Source organism: Micromonospora musae (assembly GCF_003626545.1).
In the GTDB taxonomy this organism is placed as follows: Bacteria; Actinomycetota; Actinomycetes; order Mycobacteriales; family Micromonosporaceae; genus Micromonospora; species Micromonospora musae.
The window spans coordinates 176,370-193,445 of record NZ_RAZS01000004.1 but is presented as its reverse complement, the minus strand read 5'-3'; the positions used below and the strand labels follow the sequence as shown (position 1 = coordinate 193,445).

Below are 17,076 nucleotides of genomic sequence, written 5' to 3'. Positions count from 1 at the left end.
CTCCCCGGGGTCGGGGCACGACCGCCGCCACCCCGGCGTGGCGGATCCGGTCGGGCCGGCTCTGCTGACGTCTGGTGAACGCCCAATCGCAGCATGCGACCTCGGGGTCGGGTTAGGAATTACCCAATCGTCCCATTCTGGGCAACGGGTGGCGTAGCCCGTGGCGTGCGGAACGGCAGGCCACGGTGAAACGTCGCGGGGCACGTCACCAGCGGGCGCGTGTTCGTCAACCCGGTGGCCGACCCGGCGGGGCGCGGCGGCCGTCGCGTCAGCGGGCCGGGTCCGGCTGGCAGACCGGGCACCAGTAGGTGACCCGCTCGCCCAACTCCTCCTTGCGGATCGCCGTGCCGCACCGGCGGCACGGCTGGGCCCGCCGCCCGTACACGTAGGTGGTCTGCCCCCGGTGCAGCGAGCCGGTGCTGCTCTGCGTCCAGCGGCCCCGGTTGGCGCCGAGCAGCCGCTGCGCGAGGGCGACCAGGCCGGGCAGGTCGGGCACCGCGCGCACCGGCGTCCACGGCGAGACGCCGCGCAGGAAGAGCAGTTCGCACTTGTAGAGGTTGCCGACCCCGGCGAGGTTGCGCTGGTCGAGCAGCGCCTCGGCGACGGGGGTGTCGGGGTGGGCGGCGAGCCGCCGGAGCGCCTCGGCCGGATCCCAGTCCGGACCGAGCAGGTCCGGGCCGAGGTGACCGACCAGCTGCTCCTCCTCCGCGCTGGGCACCAGCGCCAACTCGTGCAGGTGGTAGCCGACCGCCACCGCCTCGGTGCTGCGCAGCACCACCCGGATCAGGTGGCCGGGGCGGGCGGCCCAGCGGTCCCCTGGCGCGTACGCCCGCCAGGCGCCGTCCATCCGCAGGTGCGAGTGGAGCGTCCAGCTCGCCGCGGGCGTGCTCCCGTCGGCGGTCGAGGCGACCGGGGCGGCGCCGTTCGTGCCCTCGGGCCCGCCGGCCGGGGTGGCGCCGGCGCTGACCGGGGCGGTGAGGCGAAGCAGCAGGTGCTTGCCGCGGGCGACCGACTCGCGCACGGTCCAGCCGGCGAGATCGGTGGTGGCGAGCTGCGGCACCCGGAACTCGCTCGCCGTCAGCGTCGCGCCGGCCAGCGCCCGGTGCAGGACGCGGGCGGTGTTCCAGACGGTGTCGCCTTCGGGCATCCTGCCATTCTCCCTCGGCCGAGCCTGATTCGCATGTATCGCTATTTGTACCGTGGTTACGCTTGATCTCCTGACATGGGCACTATCAGGGAGTTCTGAGGAGAATGCCCATGAGACACCGTCATCGTCGTATCCGATTCGCAGTCCTCGCCTCCCTGACCGTCCTCCTCACCGCCGCACTGCTCCCCGCCGCCGGCCCGGTGCCGGCGGCCCCACCGCTCGTCACGGCCTTCGCCGCCGCGGCGCCGGGCGACGCCGAACGGTGGAGCGTCGACCTCTCCGTCGTCGGCGGCGACGACGTCAACGTCCGGCGCACTCCCGCCGGGCTCCGCCTGCGCGACCCCCGATCGGGAGTCGCGCGGTCCACCCGGCCCACAGCCGAGGGGATGCTCCTCGGCGCGCCGCACAACCTGGCGAGGCCGGCCACCCGGGTGCACGCCGAGGTCACCGCGGCGGTCCCGCCGGGCGCCACCGTGGAGACGCAGGTGCGCGGCTGGCGCACGATCGGCGGCTGGACCGAGTGGCGCGCCACCACCGCCGTCTTCGACCAACCGGTGACCAGGGTGCAGCCCCGGCTGGTCCTCACCGCCCGCGACGCCCGGGCCGTCGCCACGATCCGTGGAGTCCGACTCACCGCCGACGCGCGGGCCGCCGTGACGGCCGCCAGCCCCGGCCGCACCTACCGCGTCTTCGCCACCCGGATCGGCCTGGTCGGCGAGGTCACCGCCAACGGGCGGACCATCCAGCCGCGCGACCACTTCGTGGCGCTGCCCTCCCGGCGTGGGCTCGCGCCGAACAACACCGGGGACTACACCGTGCGGGTCTGCACCACCAGCGGCAGCCGCTGTACCTACGCCCCCGTGTGGGACGTCGGACCGTGGAACACCCGGGACGACTACTGGAACCCCAGCGCCGTACGGGAGAACTGGAAGGACCTGCCGCAGGGCCGGCCGCAGGCGCAGGCGGCCTACCAGAACGGCTACAACGGCGGGCGCGACCAGTTCGGCCGGGTGGTGCTCAACCCGGCCGGCATCGACCTCGCCGACGGGACCTTCTGGGACGGGTTGCTGCTCACCACGAACGTCTTCGTCGACGTGGCCTACCTGTGGACCGGCTCCGGCCCGCACGGTGTCGTCGGCGACGGCCCGCTGAACATCCGCGCCGGCGCGAGCACCACGTACGCGTCCCGAGGGCTCGCCGCCCGCTACGCGAACGTGCCGATCCAGTGCTACGTGACCGGCCAGACCGTCGCCGGCCCGTTCCGCACCACCAACCGGTGGAACCGCCTCGCCACCGGCCAGTACGTCAGCCACGGCTACATCTCCGCCGTCTACGGCGGCACCGTGCCCCGCTGCTGAGCCCGCCCCGGGCCGGGACCCTGCGTCCCGGCCCGGCGCCCGGCGTCGACCGACCGACGCTCAGCCGCTGATCCGCACCAGGTCCCCCGGGCGTACGCCGAGCCGGTCCACGGCCCGGCCGCCGTTCACGGCCACCGCCACCCGGCCGGCCGAGTCGGGGTGCACCACGAGCCCACCCGGCCGGGCGTCGCCGAACGTCCGCCCCCGCACGGCCACCCGGCCCGACGCACTCTGCTCGACCGGTTCCGGCGCCGGCAGCGGGGCGGCGGCCGGCGCGCTCACCCGCACCGTCGGGGCGAGCCCGTCCAGCAGCTCGGCCGCGGCCGCGAGCTGCACGTTGCCGAAGTGGTCCACGGTCAACACCTCCGCCGTGAAGCCGGCGGGGTCCGCCGCCACGATCGGCTCGGGCAGCCGGACCAGCCCCGCCGGGTCGATCGCGGGTCCGGCCTCGTGAAGCGACGCACCGAGCGCCAGCCGCGCCGCGACCGGTGCGAAGACGTCCCGGCCGTGGAACGTGCCGGACACCCGCGGGGCCAGCCAGGCCGGGTTGGTCAGCTCGACCGCGGCGGTCACCCCGCCCAGCGCGTCCGCGGCGTCGGGCAGCAGCCCGTTGTCCGGCCCGATCAGCAGCCCGTCCGGGGCGGCCAGGGCGACACCGCGACGGGCGGTGCCGACACCCGGATCGACCACCGCGACGTGCACCCCGACCGGCAGGTACGCGACGGTCTGGGCGAGCACGGCCGCGCCGTGGCGTACGTCGGCCGGCGGCACCAGGTGCGTCACGTCGATCACCCGGGCGGCCGGGGCGAGCCGGGCGATCACTCCGTGGCAGGCGGCCACGAAGCCGTCGGTGAGACCGTAGTCGGTGGTCAGGGAGATCCAGGGCGTGCCGGGCATGGAGAGCAGGCTAACTCCCGGGCGGGCACGTCGGCCCGGGATCCGACCCGGCGCCGCCGCGCTCACCGGGCGGTACGCAGCTCCAGGATCAGCTCGTCGTGCAGCGGGATGCCGTCCTCGCCGACGAACGGGATCTCCGGCTTCAGGCGACGGGCCCGGTCCACCGCCCCCGGGTCCACCGCGACCAGCCGCAGGCCGCGCCGCTGGTAGAAGCGGAGCGCCCGCAGGTTGTCGTTCGTGGTGATCAGCCAGAGCCGGTGCAGGCCCGCCGCCCGGGCCCGCGTCGCGGCCGCCTCCAGCAGGGCGGTGCCGACCCCTTCGCCGGGGACGGCGGCCACCACGCTCACCACCTCCAGCCCGTCGGCGTCGCAGTGGAACGCGAGCGCGCCGACCACGGCGCCGGCGCCGTCCACCGCCACCAGCGTCGGCACGGTACGCAGGTCGTAGCGGACGTCGTGGGCGATGACGTACGGGCCGCCCCACTCCCGGTCGTGCAGCGCGTCCACGCCCGCCCGGTCGTCGCGCTCCGCCTCCCGTACGGTGACCTCGCCCATGCCGTCTCCTCATCCGCCGGTGTCACGTCAGCCGGCGATGCTAGCGGGGACACCCGGCGAGCGCCCGCGAGTTCCGCGTCGGCGAGCGCGCTCGCCCGTCCGCACCGACGCACCCGGTGCCTGCGCGACAGCGGCGTCTCGTGCCGGATATGGGACACGGCCACTGGCCGACCGGCCACTGCCGCCCTGCGCCACCGTTCGGGAGACTGCCCTGGTGACACATCGGAGCCTGCCCGCGGTCGCGGTGCTCGTCGTGGCTGTCTCCCTCATCGCCGGATGCGGCGACGGGGACAGGCCCACGGGGGCGGCGGCCGTGACGTCCAGCACCCCGACCACCAGCCCGTCCCCGGTGCTCTCGCCGAGCCCGTCCGTCGCCGGGCCGAGCCCCACTGCTCCGGCGGTGCCGCCGGCCGGCGACGCACCCGCCGTGCAGGAGCCCACCGAGCGCCGCCCGGCCAGCCCGCCACCGGTGGTGCTGCCCCGCCGTCCGGCCGGCGCCCCGGGTGCCAAGCAGGTGATCGACGCGTTCCGGGCCGCGGGTCTGAAGGTGCCCAACCCCCGTGACCGCTCCGTCGACTGCGGACCGGACGGGCTCGGGCTGGGCTGCTCGGAGATCGTCGCCACGGATGCGCTCACGGTGTACGTCTTCCCCGACGCCACCAGCGCGAGCGACATCGCCGACACCTGGAGCGGTCAGTCGTACCGGCGGGGCGCGGTGGTGCTCAACTACCTGGCGGCCCGGACCCCGGCCGCCGACCGGCCACGCTACGAGAAGGTGCTCGCCGGCCTCGGCTGACCGATCCGCCCGCGTACGGTCGTCCCGTGGTCAACCGCGGGCTCTGCGCCGGTTCATCCCGTGGTCGGGCGGGTAGCTGCGGGCTTCTGCGCCACGCCGTCCCGTGGTCGGTCGGTCAACCGCGGGCTCTGCGCCGGGTCATCCCGGGTCGGGCCGCGTAGCCCGCGGCGCGTCGTCGCCGGGTCAGCCGCGTAGCCGCAGGCCCCGCGGGGTGGTCCGGAAACCGGCGGCGGTCAGCGCGTCGCGCAGCGGCGAGGCGTGCACCGCCTCGCCGTCGGCCCGCTCCACGGAGATGGCCCCGAGCGCGCCGGAGTGGACCGCGTCGGCGAGCGCCTTGCCGGCCGCCGCGAGCACGTCCGCGTCGTCGGTGAAGGAGAGCAGGGTGCGCCCACCCCGCTCCACGTAGAGCACCAGGTCGCCGGCGACCTGGACGACCAGGGCACCCGCCTTGCGGCCGGCCCGATGCCCGGTCGCCGGGGTGTCGCCGTCGCCCGAGTCGACCGCCCGATCCGGCCAGGGCAGCGCGGCGCCGTACGGGTTGGCCGGATCGGTCGCCGCGAGCACCAGGGTCGCCCCGCCCCGCCCGCCCCGCTCGCCGTCGGCCGACTCGGCCAGTGCCCGGATCCGCTCCACCGCGCCGGGCACCGCGAACTGCGCCGCGCCCAGCCCCTCGACGAAGTAGCCCCGCCGGGCCGCCCCCCGCTCCTCGAGCGCGGAGAGCACCGGGTAGACCGCCGAGAAGCCGCCGACGACCTGCTCGGCCACGACCGCGCCCCGGGTGACCACGCCGTGCCGCTCCAGCAGCACGTCGGCGAGGGCCGCCGCCCGGCGGGTCGGGTCGACGTCCCGCTCCGGGAGTCGGGACCAGCGCCCGGCCACGGTCGGTGGGCCGCCGCGGCTGGGCAGCGCCACCCGGCCCGGACGCCGGTAGCGGGTGCGCGGGGCGGACGGCCGGGAGCGGTGCGCTCCGCCGGCGCCGAGCACCGCCCGCAGCGGGGCGAGCGTGTCGTTGGTGAGCTGACCGGCCCAGACCAGATCCCAGATGGCGCCGGTCAGCGCGGCGTCGTCGGTCGAGCCGACCCGGTCGGCGAGCGGACGGAAGAAGAGCGCCTGCCCGTCGGAGAGCGCGTCGAGCACGGCCTCGTGCAGCGGGGTGAGGGTCAGCGCCTCGTCCGGTGGGGGCAGCAGCAGCGGCGCGGTGTCCGCGTACGCGAGGGTGACCCAGCCGTCCCCGCCGGAGATGGCGCCGGAACCGGCCCAGAGCACCTCGCCGCTGGCGCAGAGCTCGTCGAGCTGGGCCGGCGAGTAGTCGGCGACCCGGCTCGGCAGCACCAGCCGCTCCAGCGCCGACGCCGGCACGGCCGCGCCCTGCAGCTGTTCGACCGTGGCCGCGAGGGCCTCCACGCCACGGGCGGACGAGCCGACCTGCTGCCAGCGGGGCAGAAACGCGGCGAGGGCTCGCGGCGGCACCGGTTCGATCTCGCGGCGCAGCGCGGCCAGGGACCGGCGGCGCAGCAGCCGCAGCACCTCGGCGTCACACCACTGCGTGCCGACGCTCTCCGGGGTGAACTCGCCGGAGACCACCCGGCCGGTGGCGGCGAGCCGGCGCAGCGCCTGCTCCACCACGAAGACACCGAGCCCGAACCGGGCCGCGCAGCTGGCGGCCGCGAACGGACCGTGGGTGCGGGCGTACCGGGCGACGAGATCGCCGAGCGGGTCGGCGACCGGGGCGAGGTACGCCTCGGCCACCCCGACCGGCAGCGCCACCCCGAGCGCGTCGCGCAGCCGGGCGGCGTCCTCTACGCCTACCCAGCGCTCCTCACCGGCGATGCGTACGCGCAGCACCCGGCGGGCCGCCGCCAACTCGGTGAGCCAGCCGTCCGGTACGCCGCGCTCGGCCAGCTCGGCGGCGTTGAGGTCGCCGAGCACCCGCAGCAGCTCGACCACGTCCTCGGCGTCGCGCGGGCGACGTTGCTCGGTCAGCCACCGCAGCTGCCGCTCGGACTCGGCGAGGACCGTCGGGTCGAGCAGCTCCCGCAGGTCGACCCGGCCGAGCAGCTCACCGAGGAGCGCCGAGTCGAGCGCCAGCGCGGCGGCGCGCCGTTCGGCGAGCGGAGCGTCACCCTCGTAGAGGAACGCGCCGACGTAGCCGAAGAGCAGCGAGCGGGCGAAGGGCGACGGCTGGTTGGTCTCCACCTCGACCAGGCGGACCCGGCGGGCGGCCAGGTCGCGCATCACGTCGGCCAGCGCGGGCTGGTCGAAGACGTCCTGCAGGCACTCCCGGGCCGCTTCCAGGGTGACCGGGAAGTCCGCGTACTCCCGGGCGACGTCGAGCAGTTGGGCGGAGCGCTGGCGCTGCTGCCAGAGCGGCTGCCGGCGGCGGGGGTCGCGGCGGGGCAGCAGCAGGGAGCGGGCCGCGCACTCGCGGAAGCGGGCCGCGAAGAGCGCGGAGGTGCCGACCGACTCCTCCACGAGCTGGCCGATCTCGTCGGGCTCGAAGGCGACCAGGTCGGCGCCGGGCGGCTCGTCGAGGGTGTCCGGCAGGCGTACGACGATGCCGTCGTCGGAGGGCATCACCTGGGCGTCCACGCCGTAGCGTTCGGTCAGTCGCCGGGCGATGGCCAGCGCCCAGGGCGCGTTGACCCGGGCTCCCAGCACGCTGTGCACGGCGAGCCGCCAGTCACCCAGCTCGTCGCGGAACCGCTCGACGACGATCGTCCGGTCGTCCGGCAGGGATCGGGTGGACGCCCGCTGCTCGCGCAGGTAGGCCATCAGGTTGCCGGCGGCCCAGTCGTCGAGCCCGCCGGCGCGCAGCGCGTTGATCGCCGCCTCGTCGCTCTGCCGCAGCAGGGTACGCACCCGGGCGCCGATGGCCCGGCCCAGCTCGACGGGGCGGCCCACGGTGTCGCCCTTCCAGAACGGCATCCGGGCGGCCTGCCCGGGCGCGGGGGAGACGAGCACCCGGTCGGGGGTGATCTCCTCGATCCGCCAGGAGGAGGAGCCGAGCAGGAAGACGTCGCCGACCCGCGACTCGTAGACCATCTCCTCGTCGAGCTCCCCGACCCGGGCGGCGCGCTCGGCTCCGGCCAGGAAGACGCCGAAGAGACCCCGGTCGGGAATCGTGCCGCCGCTGGTCACCGCGAGCCGCTGCGCCCCGGGCCGCCCGGTGAGCAGGTCGGTGGCCCGGTCCCAGACCAGCCGGGGGCGCAGCTCGGCGAAGGCGGTCGACGGGTAGCGGCCGGAGAGCATGTCGAGCACGCCGTGCAGGGCCGAGTCGGGCAGCTCGGCGAAGGGCGCCGCCCGGCGGACCAGGACGGCCAGGTCGCCGACGCCCCACGGTTCGAGCGCCACCATCGCGACGATCTGCTGGGCCAGCACGTCGAGCGGATTGCGCGGCAGGCGCAGCTCCTCGATCGCGCCCGCGCCCATCCGTTCCGCGACCACGGCGCAGGAGAGCAGGTCGCCACGGTGTTTCGGGAAGACCACTCCGCGGGAGACCGCACCGACCTGGTGCCCGGCGCGGCCGACGCGTTGCAGCCCGGCGGCGACGCTGGGCGGCGCCTCGATCTGCACGACCAGGTCGACGGCGCCCATGTCGATGCCGAGCTCCAGGCTGGAGGTGGCGACCACGGCGGGGAGCTGCCCGGATTTGAGCGACTCCTCGATGTGCTTGCGCTCCTCCCGGGAGACGCTGCCGTGGTGGGCCCGGGCGATCACCGGCGCGGCGCCGACGGCGGCGCCGGACTGCGCCATCACCTCGGCCGGCGGGCGGGGTGCCCGCAGCGGGCCGGCCGTCCGCGCCTGCGCCTCGCGGGCGTTGCCGGGCTCGCCGTCGGGGCCGCCGGCCAGCTCGTCGGCGGCCAGTTCGTTGAGCCGGGCGCAGAGCCGTTCGGCACCGCGGCGGGAGTTGGTGAAGACGATGGTCGAGCGGTGCGCCCGGATCAGGGAGTAGACCCGCTCCTCGACGGCCGGCCAGATCGAGGCGCGCCTCGGCCCCGGCCCGCCCAGCCCGTCCTCGGGGGGCTGCTCCTGCTCGTCGAGGCGGGTCATGTCCTCGACCGGAACCTGGACGGTGACCTCGATGGTCTTCGCGGTGGCCGGCTGGACGACGTCGACGGGCCGGGCGCCGCCGAGGAACCGGGCGCAGCCGTCGATCGGGCGGACCGTGGCGGAGAGGCCGATCCGCTGGGCGGGCGTGGGTAGCAGCTCGTCGAGGCGTTCCAGGGAGAGCGCGAGGTGCGCGCCGCGCTTGCTGCCGGCCACCGCGTGCACCTCGTCGACGATGACCGTCTCCACGCCGCGCAGCGAGTCGCGGGCGGCGGAGGTGAGCAGCAGGAAGAGCGACTCCGGCGTGGTGATGAGGATGTCGGGCGGGGTGCGCGCGAAGGCCCGCCGCTCGTCGGCGGGGGTGTCGCCGGTGCGCATCCCCACGGTGATCTCGGGCGGGGCGATGCCGAGCCGGGTGGCCGCCTGGCGCAGGCCGGCGAGCGGGGCGCGGAGGTTGCGCTCCACGTCGACGGCGAGCGCCTTGAGCGGGCTGACGTAGAGCACTCGGCAGCGCTGCCGGGCGTCGGCCGGGGCGGGCTCGCGGGCGAGCCGGTCCAGCGACCAGAGGAACGCGGCGAGGGTCTTGCCGGAGCCGGTCGGCGCCACCACGAGCGCGTTGTGGCCGGCGGAGATCGCGCGCCAGGCCCCCGTCTGGGCGGCGGTGGGTGCGGCGAAGGCGGCGCTGAACCACTCGCGCGTCGCCGGGCCGAACTCGCCCAGCGTGTCTGTGCCGCCCGCTGCCGGGCCGGCTGCCATCTCCGCCATCTCTCTATCCTGCCGCGCGCCTCTGACAAGCCGTAGCGGCGGGCAATGGTTTTGTCCGACTACAAGAGCTTCAACCGTGGATATGACACTTAACGTATTAAGTCTCACTTAACTGCTTGCTTGGGTTGAGCAACATAAAGTAACTTCACTCACGACACGCTGCGGGTGGAGGGGATCGGATGACCGTCGAACAGCGGAACCTCGAGCCCGGCACCGACGTGCTCATCCGCAAGGTCGACAGTCATCTCGCCGCGGTCCGCGCCGGCCTGCGCGGCGCCGAGCTGGAACTCGCCGAGCGGCTGGGCCGCTGCCTGCGCGAGTTGGTCGTCTCCACCGCACACGCCAGCGCCGCCGACCGGGGGCAGGTCCGCGCCGCCGTGCACTACTTCGTGCTCCGCCGCGAGAGCCGAGGGCGGCTGCTCTCGGTCCGCTCGCTGGCCGCCGCCGAGCGGGTGGTGCGGCGGGTCGCCGAGCAGCTCGGGCACGCCGACCTGCTGGCCGAGCTGCCGCTCGACGACCGGCCCGGCCCGGAGTCGTGCGGCGCCGGGGTGGGGCGGGCCGTCGACCCGGGCCCCGCCGGCCGCGCCGTCACCCGCTGAGTCCTCGCCGGCACCCGCCGGGCCGGCCGCGCGTCCGCGCCGACGACCAGACCCCTGCGCCGAACCGCCCGGCCCCGGTCGTCGCCGCGCCCGCGCCCGCGCCGACGACCAAACCCTCTCGGCGAGCCGCCCGGCCCCGGCTGAGCCGCCCGGCCCCGGCTGAGCCGCCCGGCCCCGGCTGAGCCGCCCGGCCCCGGCTGAGCCGCCCGGCCCCGGCCGTGCCGCCCGTTGCTCGGTCTGGTGGCCTCGCCCCGATTGGGAGCGCAAGACCAACTCGACCTCCTTGATGTCGGGCCATCCACGCCGCCGGCACGCCCCGACATCGAGGAAGTCGAGTCGATCAACGCCCGGCGCAGGTCCGGGCCGGTGCATCGGGTGAACCCGGGACACGGACAACGCGGGCGACTTTGCGTAAACGCGCCCGAAGCGCGCAGAACTGGCGTCTGATCGCAGCTAGGGCATGTGTCAAAGTCCCTGGCCGGCCTGCGGCGGGCCCAGACGACGACCGGCGGCGTCGGCGCTTCGTCCGGATACAACACCGGTATCCGAACGAATCCCCGCCTTGCCGGACCGCCGCCTGGACTCCGCCTCGGCTCGACCGAGGACTTCGACACACGCCCTAGGCGCCGACCCGCCGGAGGCGTCCGCCGCTGCCACCACGACCGGGAGTGCGGGTGCTCGTACTGCTGATCCTCCACCTCGTGGCGGCACTCCTCGCGCCGCTCTTCGTGCGATGGTGGGGTCCGCGCGCGTGCTACCCGTTGGCCTTGGCGCCGGCCGCCGCGTTCGGCTGGGCACTGGCGCAGACCCCGACCGTCCGCGACGGGCGGGCGGTGGTCGAGACGTACCCGTGGGTCGGGCAGCTCGGGCTCGAATTCGCGTTCCGGCTCGGCACGCTCAACTGGCTGATGACCCTGCTGGTCGGCGGGGTCGGCACGCTCGTCCTGGTCTACTGCGCCCGCTACTTCAGCCCCGGCTCGCTCGGCCTGGCCCGGTTCGCCACCGTGCTGGTCGCGTTCGCCGGGGCGATGCTCTGCGTCGTCCTCGCCGACGACCTGCTGCTGCTCTACGTCGGCTGGGAACTGACCACGATCTTCTCCTACCTGCTGATCGGGCACAGCACCGAACGTCGATCCAGTCGGTGGGCGGCCGCCCAGGCGCTGATGGTCACCACCCTCGGCGGGCTGGCCATGCTGATCGGCTTCATCCTGCTCGGCGAGCACGCCGGCACCTACCGATGGTCGGAGATCGCCGCCGGCTCGCTGCCCGCCGGCGGCTACCTGATCACCGCCGTGGTGTTGATCCTGATCGGCGCGCTGTCGAAGTCGGCGGTGCTGCCGTTCAGCTCCTGGCTGCCGGTGGCGATGGCGGCACCCACCCCGGTGAGTGCGTACCTGCACGCGGCGGCCATGGTGAAGGCCGGTGTCTACCTGGTGGGGCTGCTCGCGCCGGCGCTCGCCACCGTCGGGCCCTGGCGTCCCGTGGTGCTCGGCGCGGGGCTGGCCACCATGATCGTCGGTGGTTGGGCCGCGCTGCGGCAGACCGACCTGAAGCTGCTGCTGGCGTACGGCACGGTGAGCCAGCTCGGCCTGCTGGTGGTGCTGACCGGGGCGGGCACCCCGGACGCCGCGCTCGCCGGGATCGCCATGCTGCTCGCGCACGCCCTGTTCAAGGCGACGCTCTTCCTGGTCGTCGGGATCATCGACCACGGTGCCGGCACCCGGGACCTGCGCGAACTGTCCGGGCTCCGGCACGGCGCCACCCCACTGGTCGCCGTGGCGCTGCTCGCGGCGGCCTCCATGGCCGGGATCCCCCCGCTGATCGGGTTCGTGGCCAAGGAGGCCGTCTTCGCGGCGTTTCTCGACCGGCCGGTGATCCTCGCCGGACTGGTCGCCGGCACCGTCCTCACGGTCGCCTACAGCGCGCGCTTCCTCTGGGGCGCCTTCGCCGACCGGCCCGGCGTGCCGCCCGCCCGGCTCGACCGGATCGCCGCGCCGCTGCTGCTGCCCCCCGCCCTGCTCGCCGTCGCCGGGCTGGTCGCCGGTCCGCTCGCCGGTGGCCTGGACGGCGTGCTGCGGCCGTACGCCGAACTCTTCGGCGTGGTCCACGCGCACCTGGTGCTCTGGCCCGGCCCAACCCCGGCGCTCGGCCTCTCGGCGCTGGTGCTGGTCGCCGGCGGCGCGCTCTTCGCGTTGCGCGGTCCGCTCACCCCGCTGCTGGCCCGGCTGCGCGCGCCCGTCGGAGGCAACCCCGGCTACGAATGGGTGGTCGGCCGCTTCGACCGGTTCGCCGTCGAGGTCACCGGCGCCACCCAGCGCGGCTCCCTCCCGCAGTACCTCGGCACCATCCTGGTCGTGCTCGTCCTGCTGCCCGGCGGTGCGATGCTCGCCGCGCGGCCGTGGGGAGAGCAAATCGCCCTCTGGGACACCCCGCTGCAACTCGTGGTCGCCACGGTGCTCGCCGTCGCGGCGGTGCTGGCCGTGGGCTCGCGCAGCCGGATGACCGCGATGCTGTTGGTCGGGGTGACCGGCTACGGCACCGCCATGCTCTTCGTCCTCTACGGCGCGCCCGACCTGGCGCTGACCCAGTTCCTGGTGGAGACCGCGACGATCGCGGTCTTCGTGCTGGTGCTGCGCCGGCTGCCCGCCCGCTTCTCGGCCCGGCCGCTGCGCCGCAGCCGGTGGCTGCGCCGGGCGGTCGGCGCCGCGGTCGGGCTGGTGACCGCCGGCCTCGCGCTGGTCGCCGCGAGCGCCCGGAACGCACCCACCATCTCGGCGGCCTTCCCCGACCTGGCGGTCGCCGAGGGGTACGGCCGCAACGTGGTCAACGTGACCCTGGTGGACATCCGGGCGTGGGACACGATGGGCGAGATGGCGGTGCTCGTGGTGACCGCGACCGGGGTGGCCAGCCTCGTCTTCCAGCGCTCGCGGACCGGGCCTCGACCGCGACGGCAGCAGCGGGGAGCCCGGCCGCAGCGTCCCGGCCGCCCGGTCTGGCTGCGCGGCGGCGCCCGCCTGGAGGAGCGGCGCCGGTCGATCGTGCTGGAGGTGATGACCCGGCTGATCTTCCACACCGTCGTGCTCTTCTCGCTGTACCTGCTCTTCTCCGGCCACAACGCGCCGGGCGGCGGCTTCTCCGGCGGGCTGGTGGCGGGCCTCGCGCTGGTCGTGCGCTACCTGGCCGGGGGCCGGTACGAGCTGGCCGAGGCGGCGCCGATCGGCGCCGGTACGGTGCTCGGCGCCGGGCTGGCCGTCTCGGTCGGCACCGGCGTGGTCTCGCTGCTGGCCGGTGGTTCGGTGCTGCAGAGCGCGCGCGTCGACCTGTACCTGCCCGGGGTCGGTGACTTCTACCTGGTCACCTCGATCTTCTTCGACATCGGCGTCTACCTCGTGGTGGTCGGGCTGATGCTGGACATCCTGCGCAGCCTGGGCGCCGAGGTGGATCGGCACATCGAGGCGGCCGGCGGCGCCACCAGTCGGCTGGCCGTCGAGCGGGGCGAGGGCGCGTGAGCGCCGGCGGGGCGGGCCCGACGCTGGTGTTGGTGGTCATCGTCGGCGTGCTCGTCGGTTGCGGCGTGAGTCTGCTGCTGGAGCGGAGCCTGACCCGGATCCTGCTCGGCGTCATCCTGCTCGGCAACGGGGTCAACCTGCTGATCCTGCTGGGGGGCCGGCCGGGCATCGCCCCGGTGGTCGGCACCGGCGCGGTCGAGGAGATGAGCGACGCGGTGCCGCAGGCCATGGTGCTGACCTCGATCGTGATCACCTTCGGGCTCACCGCGTTCCTGCTCGCGGTCGGCTACCGCAGCTGGTACCTGACCGGCGACGACGAGGTGCCGGACGACATCGAGGACCGGCAGATCATCCGCCGGGCCGAGCGGGACGAGGTGACCACCGAGGACCTCGGCGGCGAGGGGGCGGACGCCGACCCGGAGCAGGTCGACCCCGAGCCGGCGCGCCGCCGGCTGCGGCGCGGGGAGGGCGTCGAGTGATCGGGTACCCGGCCGCAGGGGTGGCCCGGTGAACCGGCTGTTGCCGCTGCCGGTGGTGCTGCCGCTGCTCGGCGCGGCGCTGACCCTGGTGCTGGGCCGGTGGCCACGGCTGCAGCGGGGCATCAGCGTGGTCGGCCTGGCCACCACCCTGGCGGTGGCCGCGGTGCTGCTGGTCGAGGCGTACCGGCACGGACCGGTGGTGCTCGCGGTCGGCGGGTGGCCGCCGCCGGTCGGGATCGTGCTGGTCGCCGACCAGCTGGCGGCGCTGATGCTGGTGGTCTCCTCGGCGGTCACCCTCTGCGTGCTGCTCTACTCGATCGGCCAGGGTCAGGCGGATGCCGGTGAGAGCGCCCCGGTCACCATCTACCACCCCACCTACCTGGTGCTGACCGCCGGCGTGACCAACGCGTTCCTCGCCGGTGACCTGTTCAACCTCTTCGTCGGGTTCGAGATCCTGCTCGCCGCGAGCTTCGTGCTGATCACGCTGGGCGGCACCGAGGTCCGGATCCGGACCGGCTCAACGTACGTGGTGGTCAGCATCCTCTCCTCGATGGTCTTCCTGGCCGCCGTGGGGCTGGTCTACGCGGCCACCGGCACGCTCAACCTGGCCCAGCTCGCCCAGCGACTGGACGCGCTGCCGGACGACGTCCGCCTGGCGCTTCAACTCATGCTGCTGCTCGCGTTCGGCGTCAAGGCGGCGGTCTTCCCACTGTCGGCCTGGCTGCCGGACAGCTACCCGACGGCGCCGGCCCCGGTCACCGCCGTCTTCGCCGGCCTGCTCACCAAGGTCGGCGTGTACGCGGTCATCCGCACCGAGACGCTGCTCTTCCCGGACGGGCAGGTCGCCCCACTGCTGATGGTGGTGGCCGGGCTGACCATGCTCGTCGGCATCCTCGGCGCGGTCGCCCAGTCGGACCTGAAGCGGCTCTTCTCGTTCACGCTGGTCAGCCACATCGGCTACATGATCTTCGGGGTGGCGCTGAGCACCGTGGCCGGGCTCTCCGGCGCGATCTTCTACGTGGTGCACCACATCACCATCCAGACCACCCTCTTCCTGGTGGCCGGTCTCGTGGAGATCCGGGCCGGCAGCACCGACCTGCGGCGTCTCGGCGGGCTGGCGCGGCTGGCGCCGCTGCTGGGCGTGCTCTTCTTCGTACCGGCGATGAACCTCGCGGGCGTGCCGCCCTTCTCGGGTTTCCTCGGCAAGCTCGGTCTGCTCCAGGCCGGGGTCGCGGACGGCGGTGCGCTGCCCGCCGCGCTGGTGGCGGCGGGCACGCTCACCAGCCTGCTCACCCTCTACGTGGCCGCCCGGGTGTGGAACATCGCCTTCTGGCGGTCGCCCCGGCTCGCCACCGACGAGCCAGCGGTGCGGCTGCCCGCGCTGATGGTGGGGGCCACCGTCGCCCTCGTCGCGCTCGGGCTGGCGCTGACCGTGGCCGGCGGGCCGCTCTTCGACGTGACCGCCGACGCCGCCCACGACCTGCGCGACCGCACCCCGTACCTCCGCGCCGTCTTCCCGGCGGGTACGCCGTGACCGGCGGGTCCGGCAGGACCAGCGGGCGGCCGGCCGGGCGGCTGCGCGGCCGGGCGGCGACCTGGCGCGACCAGGGCGTCGCGTTCGGCTGGCTGGTGCTGATCTGGAACCTGCTCTGGGGCCAGTTCACCTGGGGCAACCTGCTCGGCGGCGTGCTGGTGGGGGCCGTGGTGCTGGTCTTCTTCCCGTTGCCGCCGGTCACCTTCGGCGGCCGGTTGCGGCCCCGGGCGCTGCTGGTGCTCGTCGCCCGGTTCGTCGTCGAACTGGTGGTCGCGAGCGTGCGGGTGGCCCGGATCGCCGTGCAGCCCGGGTTCCAGCCGCGCAGCGCGATCATCGCGGTGCCGCTGCGGGTCCGCACCGACCTGAATCTGGCGCTCACCGCCGAACTGGTCTCGCTCGTTCCGGGCACCCTCATCCTCGAGGTGGACCGGGAGGCGGGAGTGCTCTACCTGCACGTGCTCGACGTACGCCGGCCGCAGGACCTGGCCGACAACCGGGCGCGGGTCCTCGAGATCGAGCGGCGCATCGTCCGGGCGGTCGGCTCGGCCGCCGAGGTACGCCGGCTGAACAGCGAACCCGACGAAAGGGAGAAAAAACCGTGACCACGTTCCTCGCCGTCGTCCTCACCGGACTCTTCTCGGCGGCCGCGCTGCTCGTGCTGGTCCGGCTCTACCGCGGCCCGTCGCTGCTCGACCGGGTGGTCGCCGCCGACATGCTGCTCGCCACGATGGTCGGCGCGGTCGCCGCCGAGGCGGCGGTGAACCGGCACGCCACCACCCTGCCGGTGCTGGTGGTGCTCTCGCTGCTCGGCTTCGTCGGCTCGATCTCACTCGTCCGCTTCGCGGCCCGCAAGGGCGCCTGATGCCGGCCACCGTCGCCGACTGGCTCGGCGCCGCCTGCCTGGTCTCCGGCGCGCTGCTCGCCCTGGCCGCCGCGATCGGCGTGCTGCGCTTCCCGGACGTGCTGGACCGGATGCACGCCGCCACCAAGCCGCAGACGCTCGGCGTGCTCCTCCTGCTGGCCGGGGTCGCCCTGCGGCTGCGTACGCCGGCCGACCTCGGAATGGTGGCGCTGGTCGCGGTCTTCCAACTGGCCACCGCTCCGGTGGCCGCCCAGATGATCGCGCGCTCCGCCTACCGCGCCGGCCGCGTGGACCCCACCCTCCTCGACGTCGACGAACTCGCCGACCGGTGAGACCGCGGAACCGCCCTTCCCGGCCGATTCGTCGCCGGGCGAACCGGACAACGGGGAGGCTTCGCCGCACCTTCAGCGGGCGTACAGCCAACGCCGATAAAATGACCCGCATGATCGACTCTTCTGCCCAGGAGGGCAGCAGTAGCCAGCCGGGTCGTGCCCGGCATTCGAAGGCCCCGACGTGGTTGCGAGGAGCC

General features: G+C 74.9%; 13 protein-coding genes. 9 read left to right on the top strand and 4 right to left on the bottom strand.

Features of this window, described 5'->3' with window-relative positions:
- Nucleotides 1-268 precede the first annotated feature (268 nt).
- On the bottom strand, nt 269-1,147 hold the full coding sequence (locus D7147_RS12695; RefSeq protein ID WP_120677087.1) for a zinc finger domain-containing protein: 879 nt from the start codon (nt 1,145-1,147) through the stop codon (nt 269-271).
- A gap of 110 nt (nt 1,148-1,257) precedes the next feature.
- On the opposite strand from D7147_RS12695, the gene D7147_RS12690 reads away from it, so the two are divergent.
- Nucleotides 1,258-2,505 (top strand): hypothetical protein, encoded by a 1,248-nt coding sequence (locus D7147_RS12690; RefSeq protein ID WP_120677084.1) that lies wholly within the window; start codon nt 1,258-1,260, stop codon nt 2,503-2,505.
- A gap of 60 nt (nt 2,506-2,565) precedes the next feature.
- On the opposite strand, the gene D7147_RS12685 is transcribed toward D7147_RS12690, so the two are convergent.
- A complete protein-coding gene (locus D7147_RS12685) occupies nt 2,566-3,402 on the bottom strand; it encodes an SAM hydrolase/SAM-dependent halogenase family protein (RefSeq protein WP_120677082.1) in 837 nt (278 codons plus the stop codon).
- A 62-nt stretch (nt 3,403-3,464) separates the two neighbouring features.
- Nucleotides 3,465-3,956 (bottom strand): GNAT family N-acetyltransferase, encoded by a 492-nt coding sequence (locus tag D7147_RS12680; protein WP_120677080.1) that lies wholly within the window; start codon nt 3,954-3,956, stop codon nt 3,465-3,467.
- Between the two features lie 214 nt (nt 3,957-4,170).
- Between D7147_RS12680 and D7147_RS12675 the strand changes: the two genes are divergently transcribed.
- Nucleotides 4,171-4,752 carry a hypothetical protein gene (locus D7147_RS12675; protein WP_120677077.1) on the top strand — a complete coding sequence of 194 codons (582 nt, stop codon included), beginning with the start codon at nt 4,171-4,173 and terminating at the stop codon, nt 4,750-4,752.
- A 183-nt stretch (nt 4,753-4,935) separates the two neighbouring features.
- On the opposite strand, the gene D7147_RS12670 is transcribed toward D7147_RS12675, so the two are convergent.
- The gene (locus D7147_RS12670; protein WP_120677076.1) at nt 4,936-9,564 is read right to left on the bottom strand and encodes an ATP-dependent helicase; all 4,629 of its coding nucleotides are present in this window, start codon (nt 9,562-9,564) and stop codon (nt 4,936-4,938) included.
- Between the two features lie 179 nt (nt 9,565-9,743).
- Here D7147_RS12670 and D7147_RS12665 point away from each other — a divergent pair, with 179 nt between their 5' ends.
- From D7147_RS12665 to mnhG, 7 genes are all read left to right on the top strand, one after another.
- Nucleotides 9,744-10,163, top strand: coding sequence for a hypothetical protein (locus D7147_RS12665; RefSeq protein WP_120677074.1), 420 nt, complete (start codon nt 9,744-9,746; stop codon nt 10,161-10,163).
- A gap of 674 nt (nt 10,164-10,837) precedes the next feature.
- Nucleotides 10,838-13,672: a Na+/H+ antiporter subunit A gene (locus D7147_RS12660; RefSeq protein WP_120677810.1), complete on the top strand. Its 2,835-nt coding sequence runs from the start codon at nt 10,838-10,840 to the stop codon at nt 13,670-13,672.
- Nucleotides 13,669-14,151, top strand: coding sequence for a Na(+)/H(+) antiporter subunit C (locus D7147_RS12655; RefSeq protein WP_120677072.1), 483 nt, complete (start codon nt 13,669-13,671; stop codon nt 14,149-14,151). The genes D7147_RS12660 and D7147_RS12655 overlap by 4 nt, the downstream gene beginning before the upstream one ends.
- 28 nt (nt 14,152-14,179) lie before the next feature.
- Nucleotides 14,180-15,685, top strand: a complete 1,506-nt coding sequence (locus tag D7147_RS12650) for a Na+/H+ antiporter subunit D (RefSeq protein ID WP_120677070.1) — start codon at nt 14,180-14,182, stop codon at nt 15,683-15,685.
- On the top strand, nt 15,682-16,287 hold the full coding sequence (locus D7147_RS12645; RefSeq protein ID WP_120677068.1) for a Na+/H+ antiporter subunit E: 606 nt from the start codon (nt 15,682-15,684) through the stop codon (nt 16,285-16,287). Before D7147_RS12650 ends, D7147_RS12645 begins: the two co-directional genes overlap by 4 nt.
- Nucleotides 16,284-16,547 carry a monovalent cation/H+ antiporter complex subunit F gene (locus D7147_RS12640; RefSeq protein WP_120677066.1) on the top strand — a complete coding sequence of 88 codons (264 nt, stop codon included), beginning with the start codon at nt 16,284-16,286 and terminating at the stop codon, nt 16,545-16,547. Before D7147_RS12645 ends, D7147_RS12640 begins: the two co-directional genes overlap by 4 nt.
- Nucleotides 16,547-16,879 (top strand): monovalent cation/H(+) antiporter subunit G, encoded by a 333-nt coding sequence (gene mnhG / locus D7147_RS12635; protein ID WP_120677064.1) that lies wholly within the window; start codon nt 16,547-16,549, stop codon nt 16,877-16,879. Before D7147_RS12640 ends, mnhG begins: the two co-directional genes overlap by 1 nt.
- Nucleotides 16,880-17,076 lie beyond the last annotated feature (197 nt).